The sequence below is a fragment of the Pseudomonas sp. MF6767 genome (assembly GCF_016405475.1).
GTDB lineage: Bacteria > Pseudomonadota > Gammaproteobacteria > Pseudomonadales > Pseudomonadaceae > Aquipseudomonas > Aquipseudomonas paracarnis.
The window spans coordinates 99,762-122,795 of the sequence record NZ_JAEKCY010000004.1 but is presented as its reverse complement, the minus strand read 5'-3'; the positions used below and the strand labels follow the sequence as shown (position 1 = coordinate 122,795).

32 protein-coding genes are annotated in these 23,034 nt (G+C 59.0%); 13 read left to right on the top strand and 19 right to left on the bottom strand.

From position 1 onward, the window contains the following. Nucleotide 1: 1 nt before the first annotated feature. The 14 genes from JFT58_RS30730 to JFT58_RS09055 form a co-directional block, all read right to left on the bottom strand. Entirely contained in the window at nt 2–145 is a 144-nt protein-coding gene (locus JFT58_RS30730; RefSeq protein ID WP_032872601.1) for a DUF6890 family protein, read from the bottom strand. Nucleotides 146–165: 20 nt separating this feature from the next. Beyond that, nucleotides 166–453, bottom strand: coding sequence for a putative phage tail assembly chaperone (locus JFT58_RS09115; protein WP_181124566.1), 288 nt, complete (start codon nt 451–453; stop codon nt 166–168). Between the two features lie 33 nt (nt 454–486). After that, complete coding sequence (locus tag JFT58_RS09110; RefSeq protein WP_181124564.1) at nt 487–939, bottom strand: lysis protein; 453 nt, start codon at nt 937–939, stop codon at nt 487–489. Then, nucleotides 939–1,472: a lysozyme gene (locus tag JFT58_RS09105; protein WP_181124562.1), complete on the bottom strand. Its 534-nt coding sequence runs from the start codon at nt 1,470–1,472 to the stop codon at nt 939–941. The genes JFT58_RS09110 and JFT58_RS09105 overlap by 1 nt, the downstream gene beginning before the upstream one ends. Continuing rightward, nucleotides 1,469–1,675 (bottom strand): hypothetical protein, encoded by a 207-nt coding sequence (locus tag JFT58_RS09100; protein WP_057701077.1) that lies wholly within the window; start codon nt 1,673–1,675, stop codon nt 1,469–1,471. The genes JFT58_RS09105 and JFT58_RS09100 overlap by 4 nt, the downstream gene beginning before the upstream one ends. Further along, nucleotides 1,672–1,890 carry a TraR/DksA family transcriptional regulator gene (locus JFT58_RS09095; protein ID WP_003235240.1) on the bottom strand — a complete coding sequence of 73 codons (219 nt, stop codon included), beginning with the start codon at nt 1,888–1,890 and terminating at the stop codon, nt 1,672–1,674. Before JFT58_RS09095 ends, JFT58_RS09100 begins: the two co-directional genes overlap by 4 nt. Continuing rightward, nucleotides 1,890–2,339, bottom strand: a complete 450-nt coding sequence (locus tag JFT58_RS09090) for a phage protein (protein ID WP_181124560.1) — start codon at nt 2,337–2,339, stop codon at nt 1,890–1,892. Before JFT58_RS09090 ends, JFT58_RS09095 begins: the two co-directional genes overlap by 1 nt. 5 nt (nt 2,340–2,344) lie before the next feature. Continuing rightward, nucleotides 2,345–3,460: a DUF2586 domain-containing protein gene (locus tag JFT58_RS09085; protein WP_181124558.1), complete on the bottom strand. Its 1,116-nt coding sequence runs from the start codon at nt 3,458–3,460 to the stop codon at nt 2,345–2,347. An 11-nt stretch (nt 3,461–3,471) separates the two neighbouring features. Then, on the bottom strand, nt 3,472–4,152 hold the full coding sequence (locus tag JFT58_RS09080) for a virion morphogenesis protein (protein WP_181124556.1): 681 nt from the start codon (nt 4,150–4,152) through the stop codon (nt 3,472–3,474). Then, a complete protein-coding gene (locus JFT58_RS09075; RefSeq protein ID WP_043047329.1) occupies nt 4,142–4,591 on the bottom strand; it encodes a phage tail protein in 450 nt (149 codons plus the stop codon). Before JFT58_RS09075 ends, JFT58_RS09080 begins: the two co-directional genes overlap by 11 nt. Continuing rightward, nucleotides 4,588–5,058 (bottom strand): head completion/stabilization protein, encoded by a 471-nt coding sequence (locus tag JFT58_RS09070; RefSeq protein WP_096144520.1) that lies wholly within the window; start codon nt 5,056–5,058, stop codon nt 4,588–4,590. The genes JFT58_RS09075 and JFT58_RS09070 overlap by 4 nt, the downstream gene beginning before the upstream one ends. 97 nt (nt 5,059–5,155) lie before the next feature. Continuing rightward, on the bottom strand, nt 5,156–5,884 hold the full coding sequence (gene gpM / locus JFT58_RS09065; protein ID WP_181124553.1) for a phage terminase small subunit: 729 nt from the start codon (nt 5,882–5,884) through the stop codon (nt 5,156–5,158). Beyond that, nucleotides 5,881–6,903, bottom strand: coding sequence for a phage major capsid protein, P2 family (locus JFT58_RS09060; protein ID WP_032879148.1), 1,023 nt, complete (start codon nt 6,901–6,903; stop codon nt 5,881–5,883). The genes gpM and JFT58_RS09060 overlap by 4 nt, the downstream gene beginning before the upstream one ends. Before the next feature lies 1 nt (nt 6,904). Beyond that, nucleotides 6,905–7,825, bottom strand: coding sequence for a GPO family capsid scaffolding protein (locus JFT58_RS09055; RefSeq protein ID WP_181124552.1), 921 nt, complete (start codon nt 7,823–7,825; stop codon nt 6,905–6,907). 161 nt (nt 7,826–7,986) lie between these two features. Between JFT58_RS09055 and JFT58_RS09050 the strand changes: the two genes are divergently transcribed. From JFT58_RS09050 to JFT58_RS09040, 3 genes are all read left to right on the top strand, one after another. Then, the gene (locus JFT58_RS09050; RefSeq protein WP_181124549.1) at nt 7,987–10,038 is read left to right on the top strand and encodes a terminase large subunit domain-containing protein; all 2,052 of its coding nucleotides are present in this window, start codon (nt 7,987–7,989) and stop codon (nt 10,036–10,038) included. Then, a complete protein-coding gene (locus JFT58_RS09045) occupies nt 9,977–10,819 on the top strand; it encodes a phage portal protein (protein ID WP_233095394.1) in 843 nt (280 codons plus the stop codon). Before JFT58_RS09050 ends, JFT58_RS09045 begins: the two co-directional genes overlap by 62 nt. A gap of 74 nt (nt 10,820–10,893) precedes the next feature. Then, nucleotides 10,894–11,151: an ogr/Delta-like zinc finger family protein gene (locus tag JFT58_RS09040; protein WP_043047335.1), complete on the top strand. Its 258-nt coding sequence runs from the start codon at nt 10,894–10,896 to the stop codon at nt 11,149–11,151. A gap of 38 nt (nt 11,152–11,189) precedes the next feature. On the opposite strand, the gene JFT58_RS09035 is transcribed toward JFT58_RS09040, so the two are convergent. Further along, a complete protein-coding gene (locus tag JFT58_RS09035; RefSeq protein WP_060765806.1) occupies nt 11,190–11,375 on the bottom strand; it encodes a hypothetical protein in 186 nt (61 codons plus the stop codon). 75 nt (nt 11,376–11,450) lie between these two features. Continuing rightward, on the bottom strand, nt 11,451–11,801 hold the full coding sequence (locus JFT58_RS09030; protein ID WP_181124547.1) for a helix-turn-helix domain-containing protein: 351 nt from the start codon (nt 11,799–11,801) through the stop codon (nt 11,451–11,453). An 84-nt stretch (nt 11,802–11,885) separates the two neighbouring features. Here JFT58_RS09030 and JFT58_RS09025 point away from each other — a divergent pair, with 84 nt between their 5' ends. The 10 genes from JFT58_RS09025 to JFT58_RS08980 all read left to right on the top strand — a co-directional run bounded on the left by JFT58_RS09025 (nt 11,886) and on the right by JFT58_RS08980 (nt 18,314). Then, nucleotides 11,886–12,098, top strand: a complete 213-nt coding sequence (locus JFT58_RS09025; protein ID WP_060765804.1) for a hypothetical protein — start codon at nt 11,886–11,888, stop codon at nt 12,096–12,098. Between the two features lie 29 nt (nt 12,099–12,127). Beyond that, nucleotides 12,128–12,607: a YmfL family putative regulatory protein gene (locus JFT58_RS09020; RefSeq protein ID WP_274126280.1), complete on the top strand. Its 480-nt coding sequence runs from the start codon at nt 12,128–12,130 to the stop codon at nt 12,605–12,607. Then, nucleotides 12,604–12,969 carry a hypothetical protein gene (locus tag JFT58_RS09015; RefSeq protein ID WP_060765802.1) on the top strand — a complete coding sequence of 122 codons (366 nt, stop codon included), beginning with the start codon at nt 12,604–12,606 and terminating at the stop codon, nt 12,967–12,969. Before JFT58_RS09020 ends, JFT58_RS09015 begins: the two co-directional genes overlap by 4 nt. Before the next feature lie 74 nt (nt 12,970–13,043). Continuing rightward, nucleotides 13,044–13,277: a hypothetical protein gene (locus tag JFT58_RS09010; protein WP_043047341.1), complete on the top strand. Its 234-nt coding sequence runs from the start codon at nt 13,044–13,046 to the stop codon at nt 13,275–13,277. Further along, entirely contained in the window at nt 13,277–15,988 is a 2,712-nt protein-coding gene (locus JFT58_RS09005; RefSeq protein ID WP_060765801.1) for a DUF927 domain-containing protein, read from the top strand. The genes JFT58_RS09010 and JFT58_RS09005 overlap by 1 nt, the downstream gene beginning before the upstream one ends. Before the next feature lie 5 nt (nt 15,989–15,993). Beyond that, nucleotides 15,994–16,284 (top strand): hypothetical protein, encoded by a 291-nt coding sequence (locus JFT58_RS09000; RefSeq protein WP_060765800.1) that lies wholly within the window; start codon nt 15,994–15,996, stop codon nt 16,282–16,284. 95 nt (nt 16,285–16,379) lie between these two features. Beyond that, a complete protein-coding gene (locus tag JFT58_RS08995) occupies nt 16,380–16,622 on the top strand; it encodes a hypothetical protein (RefSeq protein WP_060765799.1) in 243 nt (80 codons plus the stop codon). A gap of 90 nt (nt 16,623–16,712) precedes the next feature. Next, nucleotides 16,713–16,925, top strand: coding sequence for a hypothetical protein (locus JFT58_RS08990; protein WP_019360433.1), 213 nt, complete (start codon nt 16,713–16,715; stop codon nt 16,923–16,925). After that, the gene (locus tag JFT58_RS08985; RefSeq protein WP_060765798.1) at nt 16,922–18,070 is read left to right on the top strand and encodes a site-specific integrase; all 1,149 of its coding nucleotides are present in this window, start codon (nt 16,922–16,924) and stop codon (nt 18,068–18,070) included. Before JFT58_RS08990 ends, JFT58_RS08985 begins: the two co-directional genes overlap by 4 nt. A 19-nt stretch (nt 18,071–18,089) precedes the next feature. After that, a complete protein-coding gene (locus JFT58_RS08980) occupies nt 18,090–18,314 on the top strand; it encodes a hypothetical protein (protein ID WP_060765797.1) in 225 nt (74 codons plus the stop codon). An 826-nt stretch (nt 18,315–19,140) separates the two neighbouring features. Here the strand turns inward: JFT58_RS08980 and JFT58_RS08975 are convergent. The 3 genes from JFT58_RS08975 to JFT58_RS08965 all read right to left on the bottom strand — a co-directional run bounded on the left by JFT58_RS08975 (nt 19,141) and on the right by JFT58_RS08965 (nt 22,764). Continuing rightward, complete coding sequence (locus JFT58_RS08975; RefSeq protein WP_054896633.1) at nt 19,141–20,943, bottom strand: B12-binding domain-containing radical SAM protein; 1,803 nt, start codon at nt 20,941–20,943, stop codon at nt 19,141–19,143. 1 nt (nt 20,944) lies between these two features. After that, the gene (yddG, locus tag JFT58_RS08970) at nt 20,945–21,883 is read right to left on the bottom strand and encodes an aromatic amino acid exporter YddG (protein ID WP_034125522.1); all 939 of its coding nucleotides are present in this window, start codon (nt 21,881–21,883) and stop codon (nt 20,945–20,947) included. Between the two features lie 104 nt (nt 21,884–21,987). Continuing rightward, complete coding sequence (locus JFT58_RS08965; RefSeq protein ID WP_054896634.1) at nt 21,988–22,764, bottom strand: helix-turn-helix domain-containing protein; 777 nt, start codon at nt 22,762–22,764, stop codon at nt 21,988–21,990. Nucleotides 22,765–23,034: the final 270 nt, after the last annotated feature.

Below are 23,034 nucleotides of genomic sequence, written 5' to 3'. Positions count from 1 at the left end.
TTTATCCGTTGAGTGCGTGGGCGATACCGTTGGCGATGGCAATTTCCATCCGCCGCCAGTGCTCGTCCTCCAGCCATTTGGCCGTGCCCATCACCTCGGCGGTGGGCTCGGCCCCAGGTAGCCAGCGGCTGGCCAAGGCCACCAGTTGGCCAAGGCCGTTTTCCGTCAGGCGCTCAGCGTGGTCGAGTGCTTTTTTACGATGATTTCAACGTCCGGCCCGTACTCTTCCAGGAGCGCGCCGGCCAGTTGCATGACCAGTACCGGGTTGCCCAACTGGGCCTTGAGACTTGCGCGTTCTTCCTGCTTGACGGTGGTCACCAGCAGGTTGTTGGCCGGCGAAACCTTGTTGGTCTGGGTCACGGCGTTGAAGTACTTGGTCACGTCCTGCGGGGTCAGTGCGAAGGTGAATTCCTTGTCGCCGACTTCCAGAGTGATATCGCGTGTATCGGTCATGGTGTAACTCCATTCAGGTTTAAAAGTGGTGAGTCAGCGCAGGCAAACCCGGCGCACGTGGTCCTGCAGGCCCAGGATCATTTGCCGACTGAGGGCAAGCTGATCTCTGAGGGTGAAATAATCCTGTCGAGCGTCTGCAGTGAGTTCGGGGGTGTTTGCATCAGCCACGCCGCTGGTGCTGGCCGTTGGGTTGGCTGGGGCGCTGCAGGTGGCGTTGAGGCGCAACCTGTTAATGCCAGCGTCAACAGCGCGACGTAGGCCGTCGTTTTCGGTGCGTTCATCGTTGAGTTCCTGCGTTCGTTGAAGGTCGATGGCGTCACGTTCGGCCAGCATCTCGCCGCTGATACGAGCCGCCTCTCGCAAGCCGCTGGCTTCGAATAGCGCGGCGTCACGCTCGCTACGGGCGGTGTCGCGCAGGCCTTCCAGCAGACCGAAGCCGAACCAGGCCACCAGGCACAGCACCAGGATGAAAGTACCTTCGCGCATCACAGGCCCGCCTCACACAAAGCCACTTCCGCCAAACGACGCGCGTGCAGCCCCGGCATAAACACCTTCTTGCCCTGGGCGGTAGTAACGAAGGCCCACACCGGGGTTTTGCCATCAGGCGCCCAGGCCAGGGCCTGGCAGCCCTCTTTGATGTGGCCCGCATTGATCAAACCCACGGCGCGACTGGCGCAGGTGCTGGGGTTGCCGAAGTTATGGCCATGGCTGCTCAGGGCGTCGAACGTGTTCTGGTCCACGTCCTGGTTGGTGATGCAGTCGGCCAGCTGCAGTTGGCCTTTGCTGATCACCAACTGCTCTACCTCGTCGCACCGGGCGTCCGACCAGTAGTCACCCACAACGACTGGGTAGGGGCTCGTATGGCGGGTGATGCCTTTGCACACAGTGGGCAGGCCACGGGCCAACTTGTCGGCGTAGACCGTGTTCTGGCCGTTGCCTTCCCAAGTGCCCAGGAACACCACCAGCGTGGAGCTGCAAAGCGCAATGGCACCGGCGGCGATCTTGCCGCGCAGGCTCATAGCTTCACCTTCCAGTCGCGCAACATCTGGCGATATTTGGGAACCAACAGCAGGATCTGCAGCACCATGTAAACAGCAGTGAGCATGTAGGCGACAGCCGACCAGTCGACGGCCCCTGTCGCTCCAGTGGCAGCTACACCGATCGCAGGTGACGCCTTCGCCAGTGCGATTGCGGTGTCCTGGGCCGCCTGATTCGTGCTCATCTCTGCACTCCTTTTTCGAAAAAAGACTGGCACGGGACGCAACGGGTCTTGCCGCCGAGCGCCTGGCGCGCTGCAGGAATCTCGTTGTCACAGTCCTGGCAGTGAGTAAGACTTGGGCCCGCTGACTCACGCCGGGCCTGGGCCAACTGGGCGTTGATAGCCTGGTCCCGCTGACGTTGTTCCAGGGCTTGGGCGCGATCGAACGGGCAGACCATCAGCTAATGCCCTCAATCTCAGTGGCATCCAGGTACGGCACGCCATTGATACGGATAAAGTCCGGGCTGGTGACCTCAAACGGCACCTTGTGCTTGGTCTTTTCTCCGCCCTTGGGATCGATGTTCAACAGGCTGGAAACCTTCAACTTGCAGCCGAACGCCTCAATGCGCAGCTCGTCGTCGCCGGCCTTGGCGAAGAACACCACGTCGAACGCCTCCAGTTTGCGAAAGCTGCCTGCAGTACGTGCTGCCTCAACGACCAGCCCGAAGTTGGTCGAGTCCAGTTCCATCTCACCAGCCGCCGCTACGTCGCCGTCGACGTAGCCGTCAGGCACGCCACGGGTTTGCGCGGTCTTGCTATTGTCGGTGATATCCAGGGTGCAGCTCTCGACGTGGACCTGCATATCGCCCAGGTTCACGTCAAAGTTCTTGCCGCCAATACGTGACATGGGGGTTACTCCGAATCGTCGGTGGAAAGGTCCAGGGCGATGTTCGCCGTGAGGTCTTTCGGGCAGTTGTGGGGCTTGAGCTTGATGTACACCTCAACGGCGGTTTTGCTCGTCCAGGTCAGCACGATGTCGCCGTCCTTGGGCGTTTGGATCTCGCCCGGGAACACCTGGCCGGCGAACTTAGTCGACTTGGCCATCTTGCGCAGGGGTGCCATCAGCGCGTTGACGTTCACGGCCATGCTGTTGGCGGTGCTGTTCAAGCGGCGATCGGCCACGCGGCGGATCAACAGGGGGCGGATCTGGCGAGCGGCCTTGTCAGCCAGACGCAGGTATTCGATCACCAGGTAATCGCTGCCAGGCGTATCCAGCATGTTGCCGTCACCCCAGTACACGCCCGGGTAGTCGGGATAGGTCTGGGCGACCGAGAAGCGCGCCTTATCCAGCTCGGCACGAATCGCGGACGGTAGCGGGATGCCTTCGCCGTCGACCGGCACCGCACCCAAGCCCAACACCGCACCGGTGGCCACGCGCATTGGACTGTCAGCGATGCTGACGGCGGCATTGGCCAGGCGACCGGCCAACACGCCCAGGTCATTGCCGTGGAGCTGCGGAACCACCAACACACGCGGCGCGGCCACGTCGGCGGTGATTTCCTTCTGCTCTAACAGGTACTGCGCCCAGGTCAGCGGTGCGACGATGCCGGCAGACGCGGCCATGACGAATACGCGCCGGCCGTAGGTGTTGTTTAGGGAAATAGCCGCGTCATGCATGGCCGACAGTTCGTCGCCCTTGGATACCGGCTTGGTGATCGCCACGGCTTCGACGGAAAAGCCCTGTTGCTGCGCGGTTTCCAGGGCGATTTTCCAGTCACCGTCAGCACTGATCGGCGCCGCCAGGCAGGCCCAGCGATCGCCGCCGTTCAAGCGGGCAGCAGTGATCTGGGTTTTCAAGTCGCTGGCCGGTACGCCCAGCTGCGAATCCAGGTCGCTGTCGGTGTTGAGGGCGATCAATTTGCCGGTGTTTTTCGGGCCGGGACCGATGAACAGAAAATAGCGCTCGATCTCAGTCACGGCGCCTTGGCCCAGATTGAGATTGTTAACGCTGACCTTGCCAAGTGCCATGGTGTGCCTCGTTAGCGGGGTGAATTAAGGATTTGTTGGAACACCTGGTTAACCAGGTCGCGGGTTTCGCTCCCGCTCTCCACACCGAGGAACTGGCGTTTTGGCAGGGTGATGTCCCAGCTTTGCGCGCCCGTTGTTTCGGTTCGTTCGTCGTTCAAGATGCGGATCAGCAAGCCGGCCTTGGCGTAGTTCACATGCTCTTGAATCCAGGCCACTGACGGCCTGGCCAGCGCCTTTTTGCCTTTCTGGCGGACACGGAAGCCCAGCCGGCGCAGACGCTTGGCCTGTTTGTCGGTGCAGGCGATGCCTGGGGGGACTTTGTTCCAGCGCCGCATCTGCGCGGCGGTGCGGCGCTCGCTGACACCGTTGTGCTGCTGCGCGGCGACCCACCGGGTCAGGGCGTTTTTCCAGCCAAGTTCGGCTTCGTCGGAGCTGACACGGGTCACCTGCAGCAGCTTGGCCAGGCCGGCTTCCATCTTCTTTTTGCCCTTTGCACTGCCCTTGCGCTCAGCGAATGGGGTGCCGTCGGTGTTCTTCTGCTCTCGAACCCGCTTACGGCTCATCGTCCGTGCGCGTGTAGTCACTCTGTTGAGCAATCGCCGGCGCAGTTGGGGCGGCAGTTCAAGCAACGCCAACTGGGCGTCGACATCGAGCAAGCCCCTGACATCGAGGGCGAGCGGATTAGCGGCCATCGCTGCCCACCTCGCCTTGCTCAGCTACCCACAAATCGAAGGGGACGAACGCCCAGGTTTTGCCGAACGCCTCGATCTCGCCGGTAGGATCTTCGGCCAGGTATTGCGGCTCGATGAATTCAAGCGACAGCTCCACGTCGAAGCTGTCCTGGTCAAGTGGTTCAACGGTGAACATCGGGGCCGGCAGCTCGTGGCGGTCGCGGTTGCTGTCGTGGGTTTCCAGCCAACTACCGACCAGGGCCATCAGCCTGGAAGGATTGCCAGTGAAGCTCTCCAGCGAGAACACAGCGCGGTAGCGCATGTCAGCCATGTGCAAGCCGTCGCGGTCGGGCTTCCAGATCAGCTCAAGGCTGACCTGCTCCGTCCAGCTGTCGAATAGCTCAGGCGCCACCAGGTTACGGGCCATCAGGTAGGCGGTTAGCGCCTGCAGCTGGATCATTGCAACGACGCCGTAATGCGGCCGCGGCCTTGCAGCGCACGCACGGCCTGCTGGCTGAAAGCCAGGAAGGTTTCGGCACGCTCTGGCGCTTCTTTGCCGGTGTTTTCCGCGCTTTCGCGGCGGGTCACGGTGGCAAACTGGGGCAGTGAATTGCCCTTGGCACGGCTGTAGACAGCGCGTTTATAGAGCGTGACCTTATAGGCGTAAGCCCATTCTGCCGGGGTGGCCACACCGGCCGCTGCCTGCAGGTTCGATACCCCTGCCGCCTGCAGCTTCGCTTTCACGCGGGCCAGGTCGGTGTTCACTTCGAACATGGCGCTTTTGAGTGTGTCGACCAGCAGCTCTACCAGGTACTCCGCCGGCACGCGTTGTTCTTTCTGAAACTCGGTCACAGAAAGGTCCGGCCAGAAGCCGTCATTTTCGATCGTCAGTTCCACAAAGGTGGTGGGTTTCCCGGAAAAGCTCATTGCTGGCCGCTCAAATAGGGCGGGGAGCCTGTTTTCAGTGGGACGGTCCATAAATGGGCGGCTCACTTCCACAGGTCCCCGCTGGGGGGGTAGTCGGTTATTCGGAGGCCGGGTTAGCAGCCGCTTGTTTTTCCAAGGCCCTGCGGACCTTCTTGATGCGGGTGTCGTTGCCGGCTTTCGCGTACAGCTCGGTGGAGCGCTCCAAATGCTTGAGCGCGGTTGCCCACTGCTCAGCCTCCATAGCGCGCATGCCGATCAGCTTGTGGTAGTTGCTCGGGATCTGCTCAGGCAGGTCCCATTCGCCGTCAACGCGGGGCAACAGCTCGGATAGGTAAGGCTCAGGGCTGCGGCCCGAGTTGTATTCGTCATAGGCCCAGTCGGCTACCGCATCAGCAACAAAGGTCTGGATGTCGCGGCGCTTGAATCGCTCCGGCATCTTCTGGCCTTGCTCCATCAGGAAGTCAGCCAGCTCCAGCGCGTCTTCGAACTGGGCGGTGTCGAACAGCCACACCATCACCTGCACCGCAACGCGGTTAGGGAAGTTCAGCCCCGACTCGCAGTAGCGTTGGACGTATTCCTGGTACTTGGGCAGCAGCTCGTCGCGCTTGAGCAATTGGCGTCCCGCCAACGCCCCTTTCATCGCGCTCAGGCGCTCCAGATCCTGGTCCAATGCTGCTTCCTGCAGCAGCAGGTGCTTGCGCGCATTGGCGGGACTGCTCAGTGCATCGGCCGGCGTATAGGCCAAGCTTGCAGCAGCGGACATTGCCGCTACTGCAGTGCTGCCCAAGGCCAGGGTGCGACGCTTGTGCGCCAGGGCCAGACTCACGCCGCCACCAATTCAACGTTTTCAGTGAACGCGATCTTTTCCAGCTGCTCGATCACGTAGCCTTCGTTGCGGCTGTTGTAGTCCTCGACGCGGGAGCGCTTCGGGTTCTCGATCGTCTGCTTACGCCAGCTGGTGTCCTGGTAGTAGATCGACAGGTTGTCCCAACTGGTGACCAGCACTGCGTTGACCGGGAAGTTCGGCACGCTGAAAGCTGGCAGGCCACCATAAGTCGCAATCACCTGGGCGTTTTCGATGCGCTCTTTTTCGGTCGGCGTGTCGCCTTGCTTGGTGTACAGCTTGGCCTTGTCGGACGCGAGCAAGTCGGTACCGATGATCGCGACCAGGTCGCCGTCTTCGCGCAGGATCTCGTCCACCATCTGCTTGGTGTCGTGCACCAGGGCGTCAAGGTTGGCGTAGTCACCACCGGCGCCCAGTGTGACCTTACCGGCAGTCTTACCCTCTTTGAGCACCTGCTGTGGGGCTTGCTCGCGAAGTTGCTGCAGCCAGCCTTTGTTCACGTCCTGCAGCTTGGGGAATTTCTCCAAATCAGTATCAACAGCGGCGTGAGTGCCATGGAAGCCGATAACGATCCGATCTTGTGCGATACGCTTCTGCACTGCGGCGGAATAGCGCTCTTTGAAGTCGGGAAACTTCGCCCAGGCGTCGATTTTGGCGTACGGAAGACCAACGTCTGACTGGGTATCAGCCAGTTCGTATTGGGTGTTATCCAGCGCCGATGCGTCCTTGGCTTCGCGGTCGGTGGTCTTGGTATTGGTGCGGCCAGTGACCGGGCCATTCACACCGATAAAGACTTTTTCGCCCTTGATCTCACTTACCGGGACGACGTTGATACGTTCCAGGAAGTCGGCTTTCGCGGTGATTGCGTCGTTCAGCTCCTGGGCAATCGTCGGTTCCACGCTGAACATGCGGCTCGATCGCTCGACGCCGTACGCTTCGGCCATCGCTTCTTGCAGCTCGGCATACTGTTTGGCGCCACGGGCGCTTAATGGCTGGGCCATGTCAGAGCACCTTACGTCGTGGGGCGGCTACTGGACCGGGGTTGCGTGGCAACTGGCGACCGGCCGAGGTGTTCTGCAGGGCGCTGAACTGCTTCTGCAGCGCATCCAGCTTGGCAAGTACGGACTGATTGCCCTTGCCCTTGCGGCGGAATTCGCGCTCTTCTTCGGCGGTGGCGACGATCTCGTCCACTGCTGTGCTTACATCGTCGATCAAGTCTGAATCTGGCGCGGGGGCATCTTCGGCGGCGGGTTCGATGACGGCTTGAAGGCCGGCAGCGACAACCAGCAGTTGCGCCACCAGGGCCGTCAAAGCCGTTGCTGTAGCTTCATCCATTGGGGGTTTGCTCTCTGTTTGGGGTGGAGTGGTTTCGGCGGGCAACACGTCAGCGGCGAACCGCTTGAAAAAGCTTGTCAGGGCGTTGATCAGTCCGGTTTCGGCGGTGGGTTGGCTGTCGTCCTGCAAGCGGCCGAGTTCGACCGAGGCGGCGTAATAGGAGGCGCGGTTGTTCTTGTGGGAAAAGTAGAGTTCCTGAGTGCCGACGCTGGCCGGCTGGTCAGTAACGCCCATGCCTGTCAGGTAGGCTTTACCTTTTCCACGGAAGTCCGGCGTGATCTCGATGCTGGTGAACAGCTTCTGGCCCTGGTCATTCAGGTACAGCAGGCGGTCGTTGGGCTTCAACTGCGCTTCCAACGCTACTTCGCCCGGTTCCAGGTCTTCGGCTTCTTCCACCAGTCGCACCGCGTAGACGGTGCCGTGGGAGCCTGGCCAGCGTTCGTGGTCGCACCAAATCACCGCCGTGTAGAACGATGGCTTGTAGGTTTCAGCGATATCGCGCAGTTCCTGGGGAAGGATCACGCGCCCATCAACGGTGGCTCCGCTGGTGGCGACACGTTTCCAGAACGAAACAAGGGAACGGGGCATGGGTTTGACTGCGCTCAATCACTGAATGAGCCGCCACGATAGGGAGCCGCCAAGCCCCAAACAAACGGTTCAAATGCGCGTTTCTCCTATATCCGCGATATAGGTGGATCACGGAATTTAACCCCGCGTTTCAAGCGTTTTCGCCGCATAGACTGCGGCCCATGTACTACTCGACCGAAGTTAAAGAAGCCGCCAAACGCCTGTTTCTACGCCGCTGTAAGGCCAAGGAAATTCAGGCGCAGCTCAACCTGCCCAATATCCGCATCGTCTACTACTGGATACGCCAGGGCGGTTGGGAGGACATGCTGTCGGACGAAGAACCGCTGACCGCCGTCGGCCGGCGAATCACCCTGCTCCTGGACAAAGCCAGCAGTCTGACCAAAGACGAACTCAACGAGCTGGACCGGCTGACCACGGTGCGCGAGCGCCTGTTAAAGCAAGCGGTCAAGCCGTCGCCGGCACCGGTCGGGGAATCAGGCAGCGAACCGCAGGAACGCCGCCAGGGCGCGCGTGGCGAACGTTCGGTCCGTGGCGATAGCGGCGGGAAGAAACGCGAGAAAAAAGCCAAGAACGACATCAGCGGGCTGACCGAAGTCGACTTCCTGGATAAGTTCATCAGCAAGATGTACCGCTATCAGCAGGAGCTGTTCGCGGCCAAGCAAAACCCACTGACGTGCCGAATCCGCAACATCCTAAAAAGCCGCCAGGTGGGCCTAACCTACTACTTCGCCGGCGAAGCGTTCATGGATGCGGTGCTGACTGGCGACAACCAGGTGTTCCTGTCGGCCAGCCGCTCGCAGTCGGAGATTTTCCGCAGCTACATCATCCAGTTTGCCAAACAGTGGTTCGACATCGAGCTGACCGGCAACCCGATCACGCTCAGCAACGGCGCCGAGTTGCGCTTTCTCAGCACAAACAGCAGCACCGCCCAGGGCTACCATGGCCACGTCTACGTCGATGAGTATTTCTGGATACGTGACTTCGACAAACTCAGCACCGTGGCCAGCGCCATGGGCACCCACAAGAAATGGCGAAAAACCTATTTCTCGACGCCCAGCGCGGTGTCGCACCAGGCGTACCCGTTCTGGTCGGGTGAGGAATTCCGCAACAGCAAACGCGGCAAGAAAGCCGGCGGGACTTGGCCCACCGAGGCGTCCTACACCCAGGGCGCGCTATGCCCCGATGGGCAATGGCGCAAGACCATTACCCTGGACGACGCCATCGCCGGCGGCTGCGATCTGTTCGACCTGGAACAGCTGCAGCTGGAGTACGACGAAGACAAATTTCAACAGCTGTTCTACTGCAAGTTCATCGACAGCAGCCAGAGTGCGTTCGGCCTCAAGGATCTGGAGCGCTGCTATTCCGACCTGTCGTTGTGGGAGGACTACGACCCGGAACTGGATCGGCCGTTCGGCAACAGCCCGGTATGGCTTGGCTACGATCCAAGCCGGACCCGCGACGATGCCACCTGCGTGGTGGTCGCCCCGCCACTGGAACCCGGGGCGAAATTCCGCATCCTGGAAAAACACAGCTGGCGAGGCCATTCGTTCACCTACCAAGCCGCCCAGGTCAAAAAGCTTACAGAGCGTTTCAACGTGCAACACATCGGGATCGACATCACTGGTGTGGGCTACGGCGTGTTCGACCTGGTGCGCGACTTCTACGCGAAGGCCACACCGATCCACTACAGCCTTGAGACTAAAAACACCCTGGTGCTCAAGGCCCAGGACACGATCCAGGGCAGTCGCATCGAGTGGGATGCCGGCTGGACCGATATCGCCCAGGCATTCCTGACCATCAAGCGCGGCACCACCACCAGCGGCCAGGTTACCTACAGCGCTTCGCGCACCGATGCCACCGGCCACGCCGATATCGCCTGGGCGGTTATGCACGCCCTGGCCAACGAACCCCTCAATACCAACAAGCGGCGCCGTAGCCGCTACGTCACGAGCGGAAACAATGCCCAAGTCACGACGCAGAAAGCCCCAAGCCAGCCAGCAGGTACAACAGCCACAGCCCATGCGGGCGTTCACCTTCGGGGAACCGGAACAGGTGCTGTCCGGCAACATCGGCGAGTACCTGGGGGTGTTTCTCAGCGACGACGGCGAAATCTACAAACCGCCGGTTTCGCGGGCGGGCCTGGCCAAGCTACTGCGCGCCAACGCGCACCACGGCGCCATCCCCAAGTTCAAGCGCAACCTGCTGTTGCGTGAATTCATCCCGTCCGAGGGCTGCAGCACGCAGACCATGGGCCGGGCGAGCCTGGATTACATGGTGTTTGGCGAAGCGTATTTCTATCGCGATACCAACGCCTTTGGCGAAGTGCTGGAGATGCAGCACCTGCCTGCTATCAACATGCGGGTGAAGGTCGACGGCGGGTTCAGGATGCTGCTGCCAGACAGCAAGTACATGGACTTCCACCAGGACGAAATCGAACACGTCCTGGACTACGACGTGGAACAGAACATCTACGGCGTGCCCGACTACCTGGGCGGTCTGCAGGCGCTGTTGCTCAACGAGGCAGCGACTCTGTTCCGCCGGCGCTACTACAGCAACGGCGCGCACGCGGGTTACATCTTCTACACCAACGACCCGGACCTGACCGAAGAAGACGAAGAGAACCTGCGCGCCCAAATCAGCGCCAGCAAGGGTGTGGGTAACTTCCGCTCGATGTTCGTCAACATCCCCAACGGCAAGGAAAACGCCATCCAGATCATCCCCGTGGGGGACTTCCAGGCCAAGGACGAACTGGAAAAGGTGAAGAACATCACGCGCAATGACGTGATCGCGGCGTGGCGTATGAACCCTGCCCTGGCCGGAATCATCCCGGAAAACAGCGGCGGGTTTGGGGACATTGAGAAGATCGATCGTGTGTACACCAGCAACGAGATTCGACCGATTTGTCAGCTGTTCAATCAGCTGAACAACACGCTTCGCCATGACAGGCGTATCGACTGGAAAAAGATCGATAAAGCAGGCGAAACCACTACCTGATACTTCAAAAAAAGTGAAATATCCTGCGTCACATGCGAACATAGTGGTAATTCGCTGCACCCTGGGGAGGGAACATGAGAGTGACATGTAAGTGCGGGCATAAAGGTCGGATCGCATCGCGTGAGGTGCTATCCACTGACTTCGCGAAACTTTACTGCCAATGCCTCGACGCAAAGTGCGGGCATAGCTGGGTGGCAAACCTCACGTTTTCTCACACGCTCAGCCCGTCGGCGCAGACATTCGACCGGCTGCTGATTGATCGACTGCGAGACATGCCTAGGGCGCAGCAGCGCGAGCTATTTGAAAAGCTTGGATCGCAAGCGGTCGCATGATGTTTACCGCCGACAGCAACATGTCGGCGGCTCAAAAATCAATCTTCGTCGGACTGGTCCGGGTTGCTCAGCAGCGCTTCGATCAGTCGGCGCAGCTGCTCCTGGTCACGCTGACTCAACTGGCGATAGAACCCAATCAGGCGACGTTCAATATGCGAAAGCTCATACCGCGCAGATGCAGCCATTTCAACGTAACCGACATCGACGTTTGTGCGATCCAACATGCTTACCACTCCATAAAATCATTTGCTGACGCACTGATATGGGGGCGAGCTGGTGTGATGGCAGAAACACTTCGTTCAGGTCGAGCCTTTGACAGCGTCGTCCGCCATGGCCTTAACAAAACGCCGGATGGCTCGTTGATCGTCCGGCGGGATGCTGCGGTATTGCTGGACGATGCTGTCCTCAGCCTCGGACAACGCCTCGGCCTTCAAAGTGGTACGCGTCCCGCTCACGATGTAAAGCACATCAAATCCCAAGGCACTTGCAGCGATGCTCAGATAGGACGCCGGGGGATCGCTAGCACCGGATTCGTAATTTCCCTGAGTTCGTTTCGAGACACCAAGATGTTCCGCAAGTTGATCTTGCGTCAGCCCAGCCTGGGCGCGTTGTTGGCGCAGCCTTGCGCCAATCTCTTCGGAGAGTGTCAATATTTTTCCATCCGCATATTTACATTGGCAGGTTTTTGCCACATCCTGCGGTCGTCATCACACGAAAACGCAAGGAATTGCACTATGCCCAACTCAACCATCACCGAGCAAGCCCGCCAGCAAGCGCGTGCGTCCTTGGAGAAGCGTGGCCAGACCGCGAAAAATTTTGCATCTCTACACAACCTCAACCCCAGCACCGTCTATGCGGTGCTGAATGGCCAAAGCCAGTGTCGCCGTGGGGAGGCACATCGCGCAGCCGTCCTCCTGGGGATCAAAGACGGTGTGATTGCACAGTAATGGCCAAGGCTCTGAGGGAACAGCAGAAGATGAAAAATCAGGTTCTAAAGACTCGTCGCGAAGTGGTCAGTGCAATTATTTGCACCTTCGAAGGTGGCCGCGAATGCGCCGCCGCTCGGATCGGTTTACCGCTCAAGAAGTTTGATAACCACGCCTATGAGAACAACAACTGCCGCCCGTTGACGGATGCGCAGATTTTCCAGCTGGAGCAAGTGACCGGTACCCAGCACCTCCCCAACTATGTGGCGGCGATGTACGGCGGCATGTTCGTGCCGGTGATCCATCCAGAAAACCTGGACAACGTGGAGATGTACACACGGGCTATGCAGAGTTCAGCCAAGCAGGGAACAGTCGACCAGATCATTGCCCAGGCACTTGATGACGGAGTGATCACTGACGTTGAAGCCGAGTTGATCCAGAACGCCCACACCTTGCACATGGCTGCACGCACCGCCGAAGTGTATGCCGCGATCGATCTTTACCGCGCTAAATCGGGGAAAGCCAAATGACCACTCAAATCAATGCCCTGGATTATCAGGAATGCATGCAAAACGCCGCACTGGCTTTCCTTGAGCGCCATCAAGCCGAACACCTGGGCGAGCTGTCGGCGCTTCTTAACCGCACCATCAACCACTTGGTGAGCAGCTTCGACGTGGCGGAATCGGTTGCAACCAAACTGACCTCCCTTGCCCATATCGAACTAATGGAAATCGCTTTCCGTCAGCGCCTCATCCTGGACCACAGCACTGACACCGTCGTGGTGATCCGCGATCCCGTTAAAGGGCATTGCTGGTCCGTGCCTGTCAGCCTGATCTATCAACGTGTCCTGAACACCCCGGACAACGTGCGTCTGCGCTCCACGCACTCGTAACCCCAAATCCAACAAAACGCCGGCCCCACGTCCCGTGGGTTTGGGTGAGCTGCGCCCGAAATCGAGGTTTCACGATGGTAAACGCCGTAATTGTCACCACTCAACTGCCACCGGCCGAGGCCGAAGCGTTGCTGGCCGCACTGCGTGAACAGTATCGCTTGAGCCTCAATGAACATTGGTACGCCGACCAATTCCGCTTTGTTGCGGACGGTCTTCGCCACGGCGCAATTCTCGCCCACGTCCCGGTAATGGCCGCGCAAAAGCGCCTGATGGCCGCGCTCTCTCACAGCTTAAAAGCAGCGAAATAATGTCAATGATGAACGAAGATATCCGCACCCAACTACTTCAACGCCTGGAAGATGACTTCGGCCTGAAGCTTCGTGTGGGCACGAATTACATGCGGGGCGGGGTTTGCCCCGCCTGTAACAAAAAAGAGCTGTATGCCCGCCACGACAAGCCCTGGCAGATCCGCTGCGGCCGGCCGGAGCGCTGCGGCCATATCCAGCACGTAAAAGAAATCTATGAGGACCTGTTTGAGGATTGGAGCAAGCGAGCGCCGGCAACAGACAACGATCCGACCGTAACAGCCCGTGCGTATCTGGAATTTGCTCGTGGTTTGAACACCGGGAATATGACTGGTTGGTTCACCCAGGAGAACTACGTCAATCACGAAACGAACGAGTCTAGTGCCACGATTCGATTCCCCCTGCCGAACGGTGGCTACTGGGAACGCCTGATCGATCGCCCTTCCCGCTTCGGCAAGATGAAAGCCCGTTTCAAGCCCAAATATAGCGCTCAGGGTGAATGGTGGTGCCCGCCGAGCGTAGACCTGGCCAGCGCTAAAGAGCTATGGATTGTTGAAGGTATCTTCGACGCCACCGCCTTGGTGCAAAACGATGTCGACGCGGTGTCGGCCATGTCGAGTGTGAACTTTCCGGTAGAAGCGTTGAAACGTCTGGTCGAGCAGCGCCCGGGCAACCTGCCCACCTTGGTCTGGGGCCTGGACAACGAACCGACTGCTCGCGGCTACCTGCTGCGCTGGGTCAAACAAGCTAGGGAAATGGGTTTCAGCTGTAAGGCAGCGCTGATTCCCCAGCGGGATAGGAAAGTCGACTGGAACGACCTGCACCAGCGCTGGCAGTTCGAGGAAGAAGGTAAAGCGCGCAATGACAAGCGCAAGCGTGACCTGGACGCTGCGCGCCACGAGGGCGACTTGTTGCTGGCCCCCTCGCCGAAAGAAAAGGCGCTGCTGATGTACACCTGGGAGGAAGGTTTCCCAGAGTTCGCTTTTGACTTCGGCAACCAAACCTACTGGGCCAAGTTCGATCTTTCGAAGCTTGAGGAAGAACAAAAGGCATTGGCAACCAGCGAAGACCACGAAGACCAACAGCTCAACGACAAGGCTGCACGCCGCAAAGTGCTGCAGAACGTCTGCAGCTTAAAGCTTCTGGCCAACTGCCGTTTTGAGGCGCTGTACAAGCAGGTGAATGACGTCACAAACGAGGCGTGGTTTTATTTCCAGGTGTTGGGGATCCACGACGACCATGGCGAGAATTACACGTTCACGCCAAAGCAAATCTCCTCGAGCAGCGAGTTTAAGACTCGCTTGATGTATTCGGGCGCGACCTGGCTGGGCACGCAAAAGCACCTGGACCAGATCATTATCCGTCAAACCGAACGCCTGAAAACCGTCGAGACCATCGACTTCCTGGGCTACAGCCGCGATCACAAGGCATACATCTTTAACGACATCGCTATCCATGGCGGGTCTATTTACAAGGCCAACGACGAGGACTATTTCGAGTTCGGAAAGCAGCGGGTCAAATGCCTGATGAAGTCGGTAAAAATCAAAATGGCATTGGACAGTAAGGGCTATCGCGAAGACTGGCTGCCGAACCTTTGGACCGTCTTCGGCGAGAATGGCGTTCTTGCCCTCACCTATTGGTTTGGCTCGCTGTTCGCCGAGCAGATCCGGGCCGAACATGAGAGCTTTCCGTTCCTGGAAATGTCGGGCGAACCCGATTCGGGCAAAACCACACTGATCAAGTTTATCTGGAAGCTGTTCGGACGGACCTATGAGGGCTTCGACCCGGCTAAAAGTTCGTTCTCAGGTTTGAGCCGAGCAATGGGCCAGGTGGCCAACCTGCCGTTGGTGCTTCTTGAGGCCGACCGAAACACCAACGAGGACAATACCAAGGCTTTCGAATGGGACCAGTTCAAGGACTTCTACGGCGGCGGCACCCTGCGCACCCGAGGCGTCAAGTCCAACAGCAACGACACCTACGAGCCACCGTTTCGCGCTTCCATCGTAATCGCTCAGAACGCCATCGTTACCGGCCACGAAGCGATCATCAGCCGCATCGTCCGGTTACCGTTTCTCAAACCGGTGATCACCGATAAGAGCCGCAAGGCTGCTGACGCAATCGTCCAAACCGAACTGGAGCACGTCAGCCACTTCATGGTGAAGGCAATGCGCGCCGAGCCACTGGTGCTCAAGCGCTTCGCGGAACTGTACCCCCAATACCGCGCCGAGCTATGGGCCACCCGTAACCTGGCATCCGATCGGGTCATCAAGAACCACAGCATGATGCTGGCCCTGCTGGACTGCCTGCAGCTCGTCATCGCTATCCCGGATCAAATGGTCCAGGCCTGCCGCAAATACCTTCTGAAAGCGGCCAACGAGCGCCAGGCGGCGATCAGCACCGATCCGAAGGAAGTGAATGAGTTCTGGCAGGTGTTTGATTACCTGGAATCGCTGCCCTCGGCCCCGATGGTCAACCACAGCAAAAAGCCAGGCTTGATCGCCATCAATCTTAACCAGTTCGCCGAGGTCGCCCTGGAGCACCGCCAGCGCATTCCGGACCTGGCAGTGCTGCGCCGACTGCTCAAAGACTGTCGCGCTCACCATTGCTTAGACACTCAGAAACGCGTGGAAAGTGCGATCCGTGCACGTCAGCAGGATATGGCTCCGACTACTCACATCCCGTCGACCATGCGTTGCTTCATCTTCCGGGAGTGACCGCCATGCACATCCAATTGATTGTTGAGCGGGAACAGGACAACGCAGTCGAGGAGATCCGCCGGATCAACGCGGTAATGGTTCGACTGGGCTACGAGGGTAGCGCCGTGTTTGCCGAAGCCTACGGCGCTGACGGCCTCGTCCAGATCCTTGAGGTTCGGGCCACCGGTGGCCAGAGCGAGATTTTCGTTATGGATTGCTCCCGCGAACAAGTGCAGGCCGTGCTGGAGTGGCAGTCCTGCAACGACGAAGGAGAGTTTGAAGACCTGGTTATTCACCTGGTGCGAAAGGCATAAGCCTAATCACCGAACTAGACACCGGCTACGCCGGCAAATGAAGGGTACCGAGGAGTTACAGCTCCCCGGTACCAACCACCACTGAGGGCAACACCATGCAAGCAAAGCACCAAAGCAGCAGCGACCCGAAGGCTACCACAGTGCCGGCAGAAGGACCCCAGGCGGCGCGCCACCTGATGGCCATTCGCATCGTCGGTACCGCGCTTTTCGATTACCAGGTCAACAAGACGCCCGACGCCCGAATCCGCCTCGAGGCGTTCACCACCATGGCGCACCTGCAAGGTGATCTCACTGCAAGTGAAAGGGCATTTGTGTCCCAGCTACTGGCCAATCAATAGTTCCAGCAGTTTGCCCACCAACTTCTAATAATCATGCCCCGGCTGCAGCGCTAGACTGCCCGGGGTGCTCAAGCTCACAGAGGGTTAGCAATGAACTCCCGATCGGACAACGTCCTGGTATTCACCGATCTGCAGCGAATCACTGGCTACCAACGCCGGTCTGATGTTGAACGGTCTCTGGTAGACCAGGGCGTTCGCCTGTTTCGTGGCCGCACCGGGCCATGGACGACGCTGGACCTTATCAACCAAGCCGCAGGCATGAAGCCCGCCGCTGCAGAGCGATACGACGCCGACATCCTATGAGGAAAGCAAGGAAGCGGAAGCATAATCCGCACATTCCCGCTCACATTGACCAGGCCGCTCTCCCAGCGGCCGTTTACTTTGACCAGCGAAATGAAGGGGTTTGGTACACCCTTCACCGTGACGAAACGGGCACACAGCGCCGGCGCAACATTGCGCCGGCGACCGTTTCACTGGCAGAGCTGCACCAGATCATGCACGAGGCTTCCAACGTTGACCGGGGAACGCTCCGCTACGTTTGCGCACAGTTCCACGACAGCGATCGGTACAAGAAGCTCAGTTCAAAAACCCACGACGACTACTGCTATTCCCGCGATGTTCTACTGAACATTCCCACCAAGCTGGGTAAACCGCTGGGGGATCTGGCCGTTCGGAAATTCACTTCTGCCCTGGTGCAACGAATTGTTGACCGACTGGCGGATGAAGGCACGCCATCAAAAGCCGCTCACGCTCTGCGCTATCTGCGCCGTGTACTGCAGTGGGGCCGCAATCGCGGCTTCCTGGAAGTGAACCCAGCCCTGGGCATTGAAGCGCCCGTGGAGCGCAAACAGCGCCGCCTGCCGAATCACCTAGTCATGGATGCTCTCATCGACCGGGCAATTGCCAGAGGTTTGCTGCAGCGCAACGAGAAAGGCGGCTGTCCCGAATACCTTGGCTACGTCATGGAGCTGGCCTACCTTTGCAGGTTGCGCGGCATCGAGGTCGTGACGCTCACTGATGAAAACGAGCTGGAAAGCGGAATACTGACCAACCGCCGCAAAGGTAGCCGGGACAACATCGTTCGTTGGACGCCTCGTCTACGCAAAGCCTGGGACAACGCTAAAGCCTATCGGGCCAAGGTATGGGCCAAGCGCAAAACGGCAATACCGATCATGCCGTCACGCAGGAACATCATTGTGGCCAGCCACGGTGGACCGCTTCGTAAAACCAGCCTGGACACTGCATGGCAGCGTTTCATCACCTTGGCTCTGCAAGATGAGATCATATCGCCCGATCAACGCTTCGCACTGCACGACCTGAAACGGCGGGGCATCACCGACACCGTCGGAAACCGGGCTGACAAGCAAGAGGCCAGCGGCCATCGAGATCCGAAAATGATGGATGTCTACGACCTAAGCCTCCCCATCGTTTCCCCATCAGCCGACTGAGCAAGTCAAAGGAATCAACATGAGCTTTTTAGAGTTATGCCTCAACGGCGAAGCACGGAACTGTGATGTCGATACGTTCATTGCGCAGTGGCACTCTGGACTGGCCGGGACGGGTCTGGAACTCCATGAGCACCTGGGTTTCACCTGGGAGGAATATCAGGTGTGGGTTACAACGCCGTCAGCGCTGGAATCTATCCTGAATGCCCGTAGGTCCTTGACTGCAGAAACCCTCTCTTCGAATTGACAGGACGTCCGGCTTCAATCAGGTCCTGTATATCGAGCAAAACCCACGTAACAAGCGTTCTAGAGCCCCCGCCGCACGGGGGCTTTAGCGTGTCCGCACGTAACAAGGAATTCCGTAAGTCATTGATTTGTATGTTTTGAGCACCTAGCTTGTAATCAGTAGGTCCCGGGTTCGACTCCTGGTGCCGGCACCATACAAGGTTCCAGAGAAGGCTTTCAAAATCTCTGGAACCCCCGAAAAACCCGCCTTCTGGCGGGTTTTTTCGTTTTGGCGTTCCGTCGGATTCCGCCAAATCTTATGGATACCAGCCGAAAACCACCTCGATTTTCCCGGGCAATCGTCCGCCCTGCCCGCCCATCCTTCATCAGCAGGCCTGCACACAAATCAGCGACGAACTGGGGCATGGTCGTCTCGACGTGGTATCGGCTTATAACGATGATCGAGCACGAGCAAAACATTCGACATGGAGCTGTTCCTGGCGGATCTTCTCACCGGCTAGCATGCCATTCGCGAACGTCACCTACGCCAAGCAAAGACCATTCAAGCGGAGATCTCTAATCGCTTGCACAAAGATAATCCATGGACCTGGCAGCGAAAGCATCTCGCATGGTTTCTAAACCGTCACGTGAACCAGCACGCTGAATCGACGCGCTATTACTGGCTACTGACCGCGCATTTGCTCACTCTTCGCTTAGGAAAATTCAACCTATAGATGAAGGTCAAAAACCGGTCAGAAGCAGGCTGATGGTGTAAGTGGCTCAATTGACATGTGAGGTTGTTTGGCTACTCGCTCGAAGTCATTGAACGAGTAGGGCTGCGTAAAAAATCAGACATCCACTGGCCACGTTCCGCGCCGCACCATTTCCCGCACCCGATCAGCACCATTGGCGCGTACCAGCAATTCCATACGGGCTTTTTCGATGTCCTCGGCACTCCATTGCTCGGTGGCCATGGTGGCTTTTTCGTGAGACCAGCCATTGTCGTAGTGACGGACCACATACTGCTGTTGGTATGCCCACATCTCGGTGCCCGGAATCGGGGTCACGATAAACGGGTTGGCGTAGGCCATGCCTGCGCCCATCAGGCTGACGGCATAGTCAATGGTATTACCGATTTGCCCCAGGCTTTCGATGAACGGCTGTTCGGCAGCCGAGGCCGGCGGGTTGACGAAGCCGAGCATGAAGCCGCCCGTCACCTGAATTCCGCACTCGGTAAACATCTGGATGATCTCAAAGGTTGCCTGCTGAATCGCGTTGAAACGCGACTTGTTGGAGTTCACCAGGCTCTCTTCGTTGGCGCTCTCCACCGCAAGGTAAATGTTGTAGCAACCGTTGTCGGCGATTGAACGGATAAACGTCTTCGCCGTGAGACCGCCGCGAATGGCAGCGATGACGTTGCGGTAGTGCGGGCTTTTGAGTTCCTGCTCATCAAGTTCCGCCAGAAATCGCTCGCCCTTGTGCAGCAGCACCAGATTGAACAGGCTCAGCCCACCTTCCTCGACCCACGGCAAATGGTGTTTCTTCAACAGCTTGCCGACCTCCATAGCGTACAGCGGGTCATGCATCAAGTGATCGTCTTCGATCAACACTTCGGTCACGCCTTGTTTGACCAAATCCGCCAGATGCAGGTCGAACCAGTCCAGCCCCAATGCCCGCCAGGGGCCGTTGATTTTGGGGATATAGCAGAAGTTGCAATTGACGTTGCAGCCTATGGTGGAAAAGATCTGCGCCCAGGCGCCGGTCTTGCGCACCCGCGCACCGGAGGAATGATAGGGCTGCAAGTAGTTGTTCATGTTCAGGAAGCTGAAATCCGGCAACGGCATGACGCCCAGCCGCTCATCCAGATCCTGCCGGGCCGGGACAATGCTCAAGTAGCTGGATTTGCGAGTCGGTCGAACTAGTTGGCCACTGTAGCTGCGATAGGCAATGCCCGGCACCGCGTCGACATTGCCGCCTTCATGGGTGACCGCGTCGAGCAGCAGCGTGAAGGCGCGATCCGCTTCGTTGATCAGGGTGAAATCGAAAGGCGAGTCCAGCAAGGCATTCTGCCAGTCACCGCTGGAATGGGCACCGCCCGTCACCAGCAGCAAATTTGGATCGATGGATTTCACCAGGTCGGCCAGCGCCCGGGCGTTGCCCCATTGCACGGTGTAGTTGCACTGGATGCCGACAACGTCCGGTTGTGCATCTTCGATGATCTTGCGCATTTGCACATCGGTGAGGCCATAGCGGACCAAATGGCCCTGATCGACGTTCACCAGAGTGTTTTCCTGGGACCAGCCGGCGAATGGCGCGTCGACGATCTGCATGTCGTAGCCGGCGCGCTTGGCCACCGTGGCGATGCGCAACAGGCCAATGGGCGTGCCGGCGCGTTTCATTACTTCGAACGTGTCGATGCCGATGTCGGCAAATGCGCTGCCCAGCGGTACCGGCTCAATCAGCCGCGTGTAAGGCGGCACGAACAGCAACACACGTGGCGCTTCGCCATTTGCGCGGCGGCGAATGCCGCTGCGGCTGGACTTCAATGACGGTAGTCCCAGATGCTGGAGCGCAGGACGAGTGGGCGCCACGCTGAATCGTGGCAGGTCGCGTTCAATTCTTGTGGCGCCTTCAGAGGCAATCAGGTCCATCTCAAAGCTCCTTTACAACAGTGATGTCGGCGTTGGGCTGGCCTGTTTTCGAGGTGGCGATAACGGCGCCGACGATAATCAGCAGTGTGGGAATAATCAGGATCGGGCTGGCATGGCTTTGCCCTATGGCCACCAGCAGCAGGGTCGAGATCAGGGGGGCCAGATAGGAGAGAGCGCCGAGCATCGCCAGGCTGCCGTGCTTGGTGGCGTGGTCCCAGGCGAAAAACGCCAGGCCCACCGGCCCCAGGCCAAGGCCGACGATGGCCGCCCATTGCCCGGCGCTTGGAATGACCGCGGTTTCAAACGCCAGATGGCAGACCAGGCCGGCCACTGCGACGAGGCCACAGATGCCACCAATGATGCTGCTTGGCACGTCACTGAAACGGCGGTTGATCACCGAATAGGACGACCAGACCAGCGCGCAGGCGAAGGCGGCCAGGTAGCCGGCTACCGGCATGGCGGCGGCTTCATCCGAGGCGCGCTGTTGCATGATGAACGCCGTACCGGCCAACCCCAGCAGCGCGCCGAGTAACTGGCGTTTGCGCAGCCGTTCCCCCGCGCTGAAGGCCGAGAGCAGCACAATCAACAGTGGCCACAGGTAGGCAATCAGGCTCGCCTCGGCAACCGGGGCAGCCTTGAGGGCGAAAAAATACAGCGCGTGGTAGGCGAATATCCCTAGAAAACCGACCGCCCATACCGACCAGGGCTGACGCCAGCTGCGAAACCCCGCCATGCCGTTGCGGCCAAGGATGCACAGGCTCGCTACAAACGCGACGGCAAAACTCAGGGTCAGCAGTTGGAAGGGTGGAATGCCTTCGGTGAGGCTGGTCAGCAACGCCAGGCATGACCACAGGAACACCGCGATCACGCCGATGGCGGTGGCCGAGGCTGCGGCTCTGACAGACACCTGTGTTTTGGCAATGCGCGTCACTTCGGTCATCTACGCCCCGTCTGATTTATCCTTGTCGGTGGGGCAATCATAGAAAGGTCCGGCCGGGCGGGTATTGATGAGCACTGCTGAAGATTTGTTCAGGCCTGCCGGATTCACCTTACCCGCGAACTTCGTCGCACCGTGGCCGGCGTCAGGTCGCGGTTCTTTTTCAGGGCGTGGGTGAGTGCACTTTGATCGGCATAACCGACGCGGTGGGCGATCTCGGTGATCGACAGCGCGGTTTCGCACAGCAAGTCGATGGCACGGTTGAGACGCAAGGTGGCGATATGCGCAAAAGGCGTGCTATTCAAATGGCGAGCGAACAGCACGTAGAGTTGCCGCTCGCTGGTGCCTGCCACCCGTGCAATCTCGGTGGCGCTAAGCCGGCTGTCCAGATGGCTTTCGATGTAAGCGAGTGCCCGTGCCAGGGTGAACTGACCATGCTCAGGGATGATTCCGGGCGGCAGCGTCAGCGAAGACAGCAGCAAAGTACTCCAGGACTCCGCCACCTGAGGTGAACTGGTCAGCAAGGGCGCGCTGCGGCTGGCGTATTCGAGTAAATGGCGGATTTCCGGGCCTACTGGGAAAAAGCGTTTGTCGGCCTGGAGTCTGGTCGACAGGTCGAGATTCTTGGGTCCGCCGAACGTCGTGGCCGGCACGTCGAGTACCAGAAAGATATTGGCCTTTTGCGCCAGAAACGCATGGCGAGCACCGGCAGGAATTACCACGCCCTGACTCCAGTCGACCTTGCCGGCCCGACCGTCGACTTCGATGTCCATGGAGCCGGACTGCGGCAGCACGAGCTGATGAAAGTCGTGATCGTGCAATTCGACTTGGCCCGAATACGAACGAAGGGCCAGTGAAACCGCTGGGTTATCGTGACTGCCCATAGCGCCTCTCCGTTGGCTCAGGTTCACATCATGCCTGAGTCAGAGAACCCGGTGCCACTCCCGCGAGCGCTCAGGGGAGATGCGACGAGTCATCGGCAAGAACTCGTGCGGGACGCGGGCTGATTTCATCGCGGGCAAGCCCGGCGCCCACAGCGCAAAGCCCTGGCCAGGATAGGCCAGGGCTTTTTACGAATGACGACCCATGCGCCCATAGCGATATGGCACTTAGCCACTTTTCCAATTGACACCCCCTCCCCACTCCGTTAAAAA

Coding starts and splice junctions, on each gene's coding strand:
- JFT58_RS09115 (WP_181124566.1), bottom strand. CDS start 453: ATGACCGATACACGCGATATCACTCTGGAAGTCGGCGACAAGGAATTC.
- JFT58_RS09110 (WP_181124564.1), bottom strand. CDS start 939: ATGCGCGAAGGTACTTTCATCCTGGTGCTGTGCCTGGTGGCCTGGTTC.
- JFT58_RS09105 (WP_181124562.1), bottom strand. CDS start 1,472: ATGAGCCTGCGCGGCAAGATCGCCGCCGGTGCCATTGCGCTTTGCAGC.
- JFT58_RS09100 (WP_057701077.1), bottom strand. CDS start 1,675: ATGAGCACGAATCAGGCGGCCCAGGACACCGCAATCGCACTGGCGAAG.
- JFT58_RS09095 (WP_003235240.1), bottom strand. CDS start 1,890: ATGGTCTGCCCGTTCGATCGCGCCCAAGCCCTGGAACAACGTCAGCGG.
- JFT58_RS09090 (WP_181124560.1), bottom strand. CDS start 2,339: ATGTCACGTATTGGCGGCAAGAACTTTGACGTGAACCTGGGCGATATG.
- JFT58_RS09085 (WP_181124558.1), bottom strand. CDS start 3,460: ATGGCACTTGGCAAGGTCAGCGTTAACAATCTCAATCTGGGCCAAGGC.
- JFT58_RS09080 (WP_181124556.1), bottom strand. CDS start 4,152: ATGGCCGCTAATCCGCTCGCCCTCGATGTCAGGGGCTTGCTCGATGTC.
- JFT58_RS09075 (WP_043047329.1), bottom strand. CDS start 4,591: ATGATCCAGCTGCAGGCGCTAACCGCCTACCTGATGGCCCGTAACCTG.
- JFT58_RS09070 (WP_096144520.1), bottom strand. CDS start 5,058: ATGAGCTTTTCCGGGAAACCCACCACCTTTGTGGAACTGACGATCGAA.
- JFT58_RS09060 (WP_032879148.1), bottom strand. CDS start 6,903: ATGGCCCAGCCATTAAGCGCCCGTGGCGCCAAACAGTATGCCGAGCTG.
- JFT58_RS09055 (WP_181124552.1), bottom strand. CDS start 7,825: ATGCCCCGTTCCCTTGTTTCGTTCTGGAAACGTGTCGCCACCAGCGGA.
- JFT58_RS09050 (WP_181124549.1), top strand. CDS start 7,987: ATGTACTACTCGACCGAAGTTAAAGAAGCCGCCAAACGCCTGTTTCTA.
- JFT58_RS09040 (WP_043047335.1), top strand. CDS start 10,894: ATGAGAGTGACATGTAAGTGCGGGCATAAAGGTCGGATCGCATCGCGT.
- JFT58_RS09035 (WP_060765806.1), bottom strand. CDS start 11,375: ATGTTGGATCGCACAAACGTCGATGTCGGTTACGTTGAAATGGCTGCA.
- JFT58_RS09025 (WP_060765804.1), top strand. CDS start 11,886: ATGCCCAACTCAACCATCACCGAGCAAGCCCGCCAGCAAGCGCGTGCG.
- JFT58_RS09020 (WP_274126280.1), top strand. CDS start 12,128: ATGAAAAATCAGGTTCTAAAGACTCGTCGCGAAGTGGTCAGTGCAATT.
- JFT58_RS09015 (WP_060765802.1), top strand. CDS start 12,604: ATGACCACTCAAATCAATGCCCTGGATTATCAGGAATGCATGCAAAAC.
- JFT58_RS09010 (WP_043047341.1), top strand. CDS start 13,044: ATGGTAAACGCCGTAATTGTCACCACTCAACTGCCACCGGCCGAGGCC.
- JFT58_RS09005 (WP_060765801.1), top strand. CDS start 13,277: ATGTCAATGATGAACGAAGATATCCGCACCCAACTACTTCAACGCCTG.
- JFT58_RS09000 (WP_060765800.1), top strand. CDS start 15,994: ATGCACATCCAATTGATTGTTGAGCGGGAACAGGACAACGCAGTCGAG.
- JFT58_RS08995 (WP_060765799.1), top strand. CDS start 16,380: ATGCAAGCAAAGCACCAAAGCAGCAGCGACCCGAAGGCTACCACAGTG.
- JFT58_RS08990 (WP_019360433.1), top strand. CDS start 16,713: ATGAACTCCCGATCGGACAACGTCCTGGTATTCACCGATCTGCAGCGA.
- JFT58_RS08985 (WP_060765798.1), top strand. CDS start 16,922: ATGAGGAAAGCAAGGAAGCGGAAGCATAATCCGCACATTCCCGCTCAC.
- JFT58_RS08980 (WP_060765797.1), top strand. CDS start 18,090: ATGAGCTTTTTAGAGTTATGCCTCAACGGCGAAGCACGGAACTGTGAT.
- JFT58_RS08975 (WP_054896633.1), bottom strand. CDS start 20,943: ATGGACCTGATTGCCTCTGAAGGCGCCACAAGAATTGAACGCGACCTG.
- yddG (WP_034125522.1), bottom strand. CDS start 21,883: ATGACCGAAGTGACGCGCATTGCCAAAACACAGGTGTCTGTCAGAGCC.
- JFT58_RS08965 (WP_054896634.1), bottom strand. CDS start 22,764: ATGGGCAGTCACGATAACCCAGCGGTTTCACTGGCCCTTCGTTCGTAT.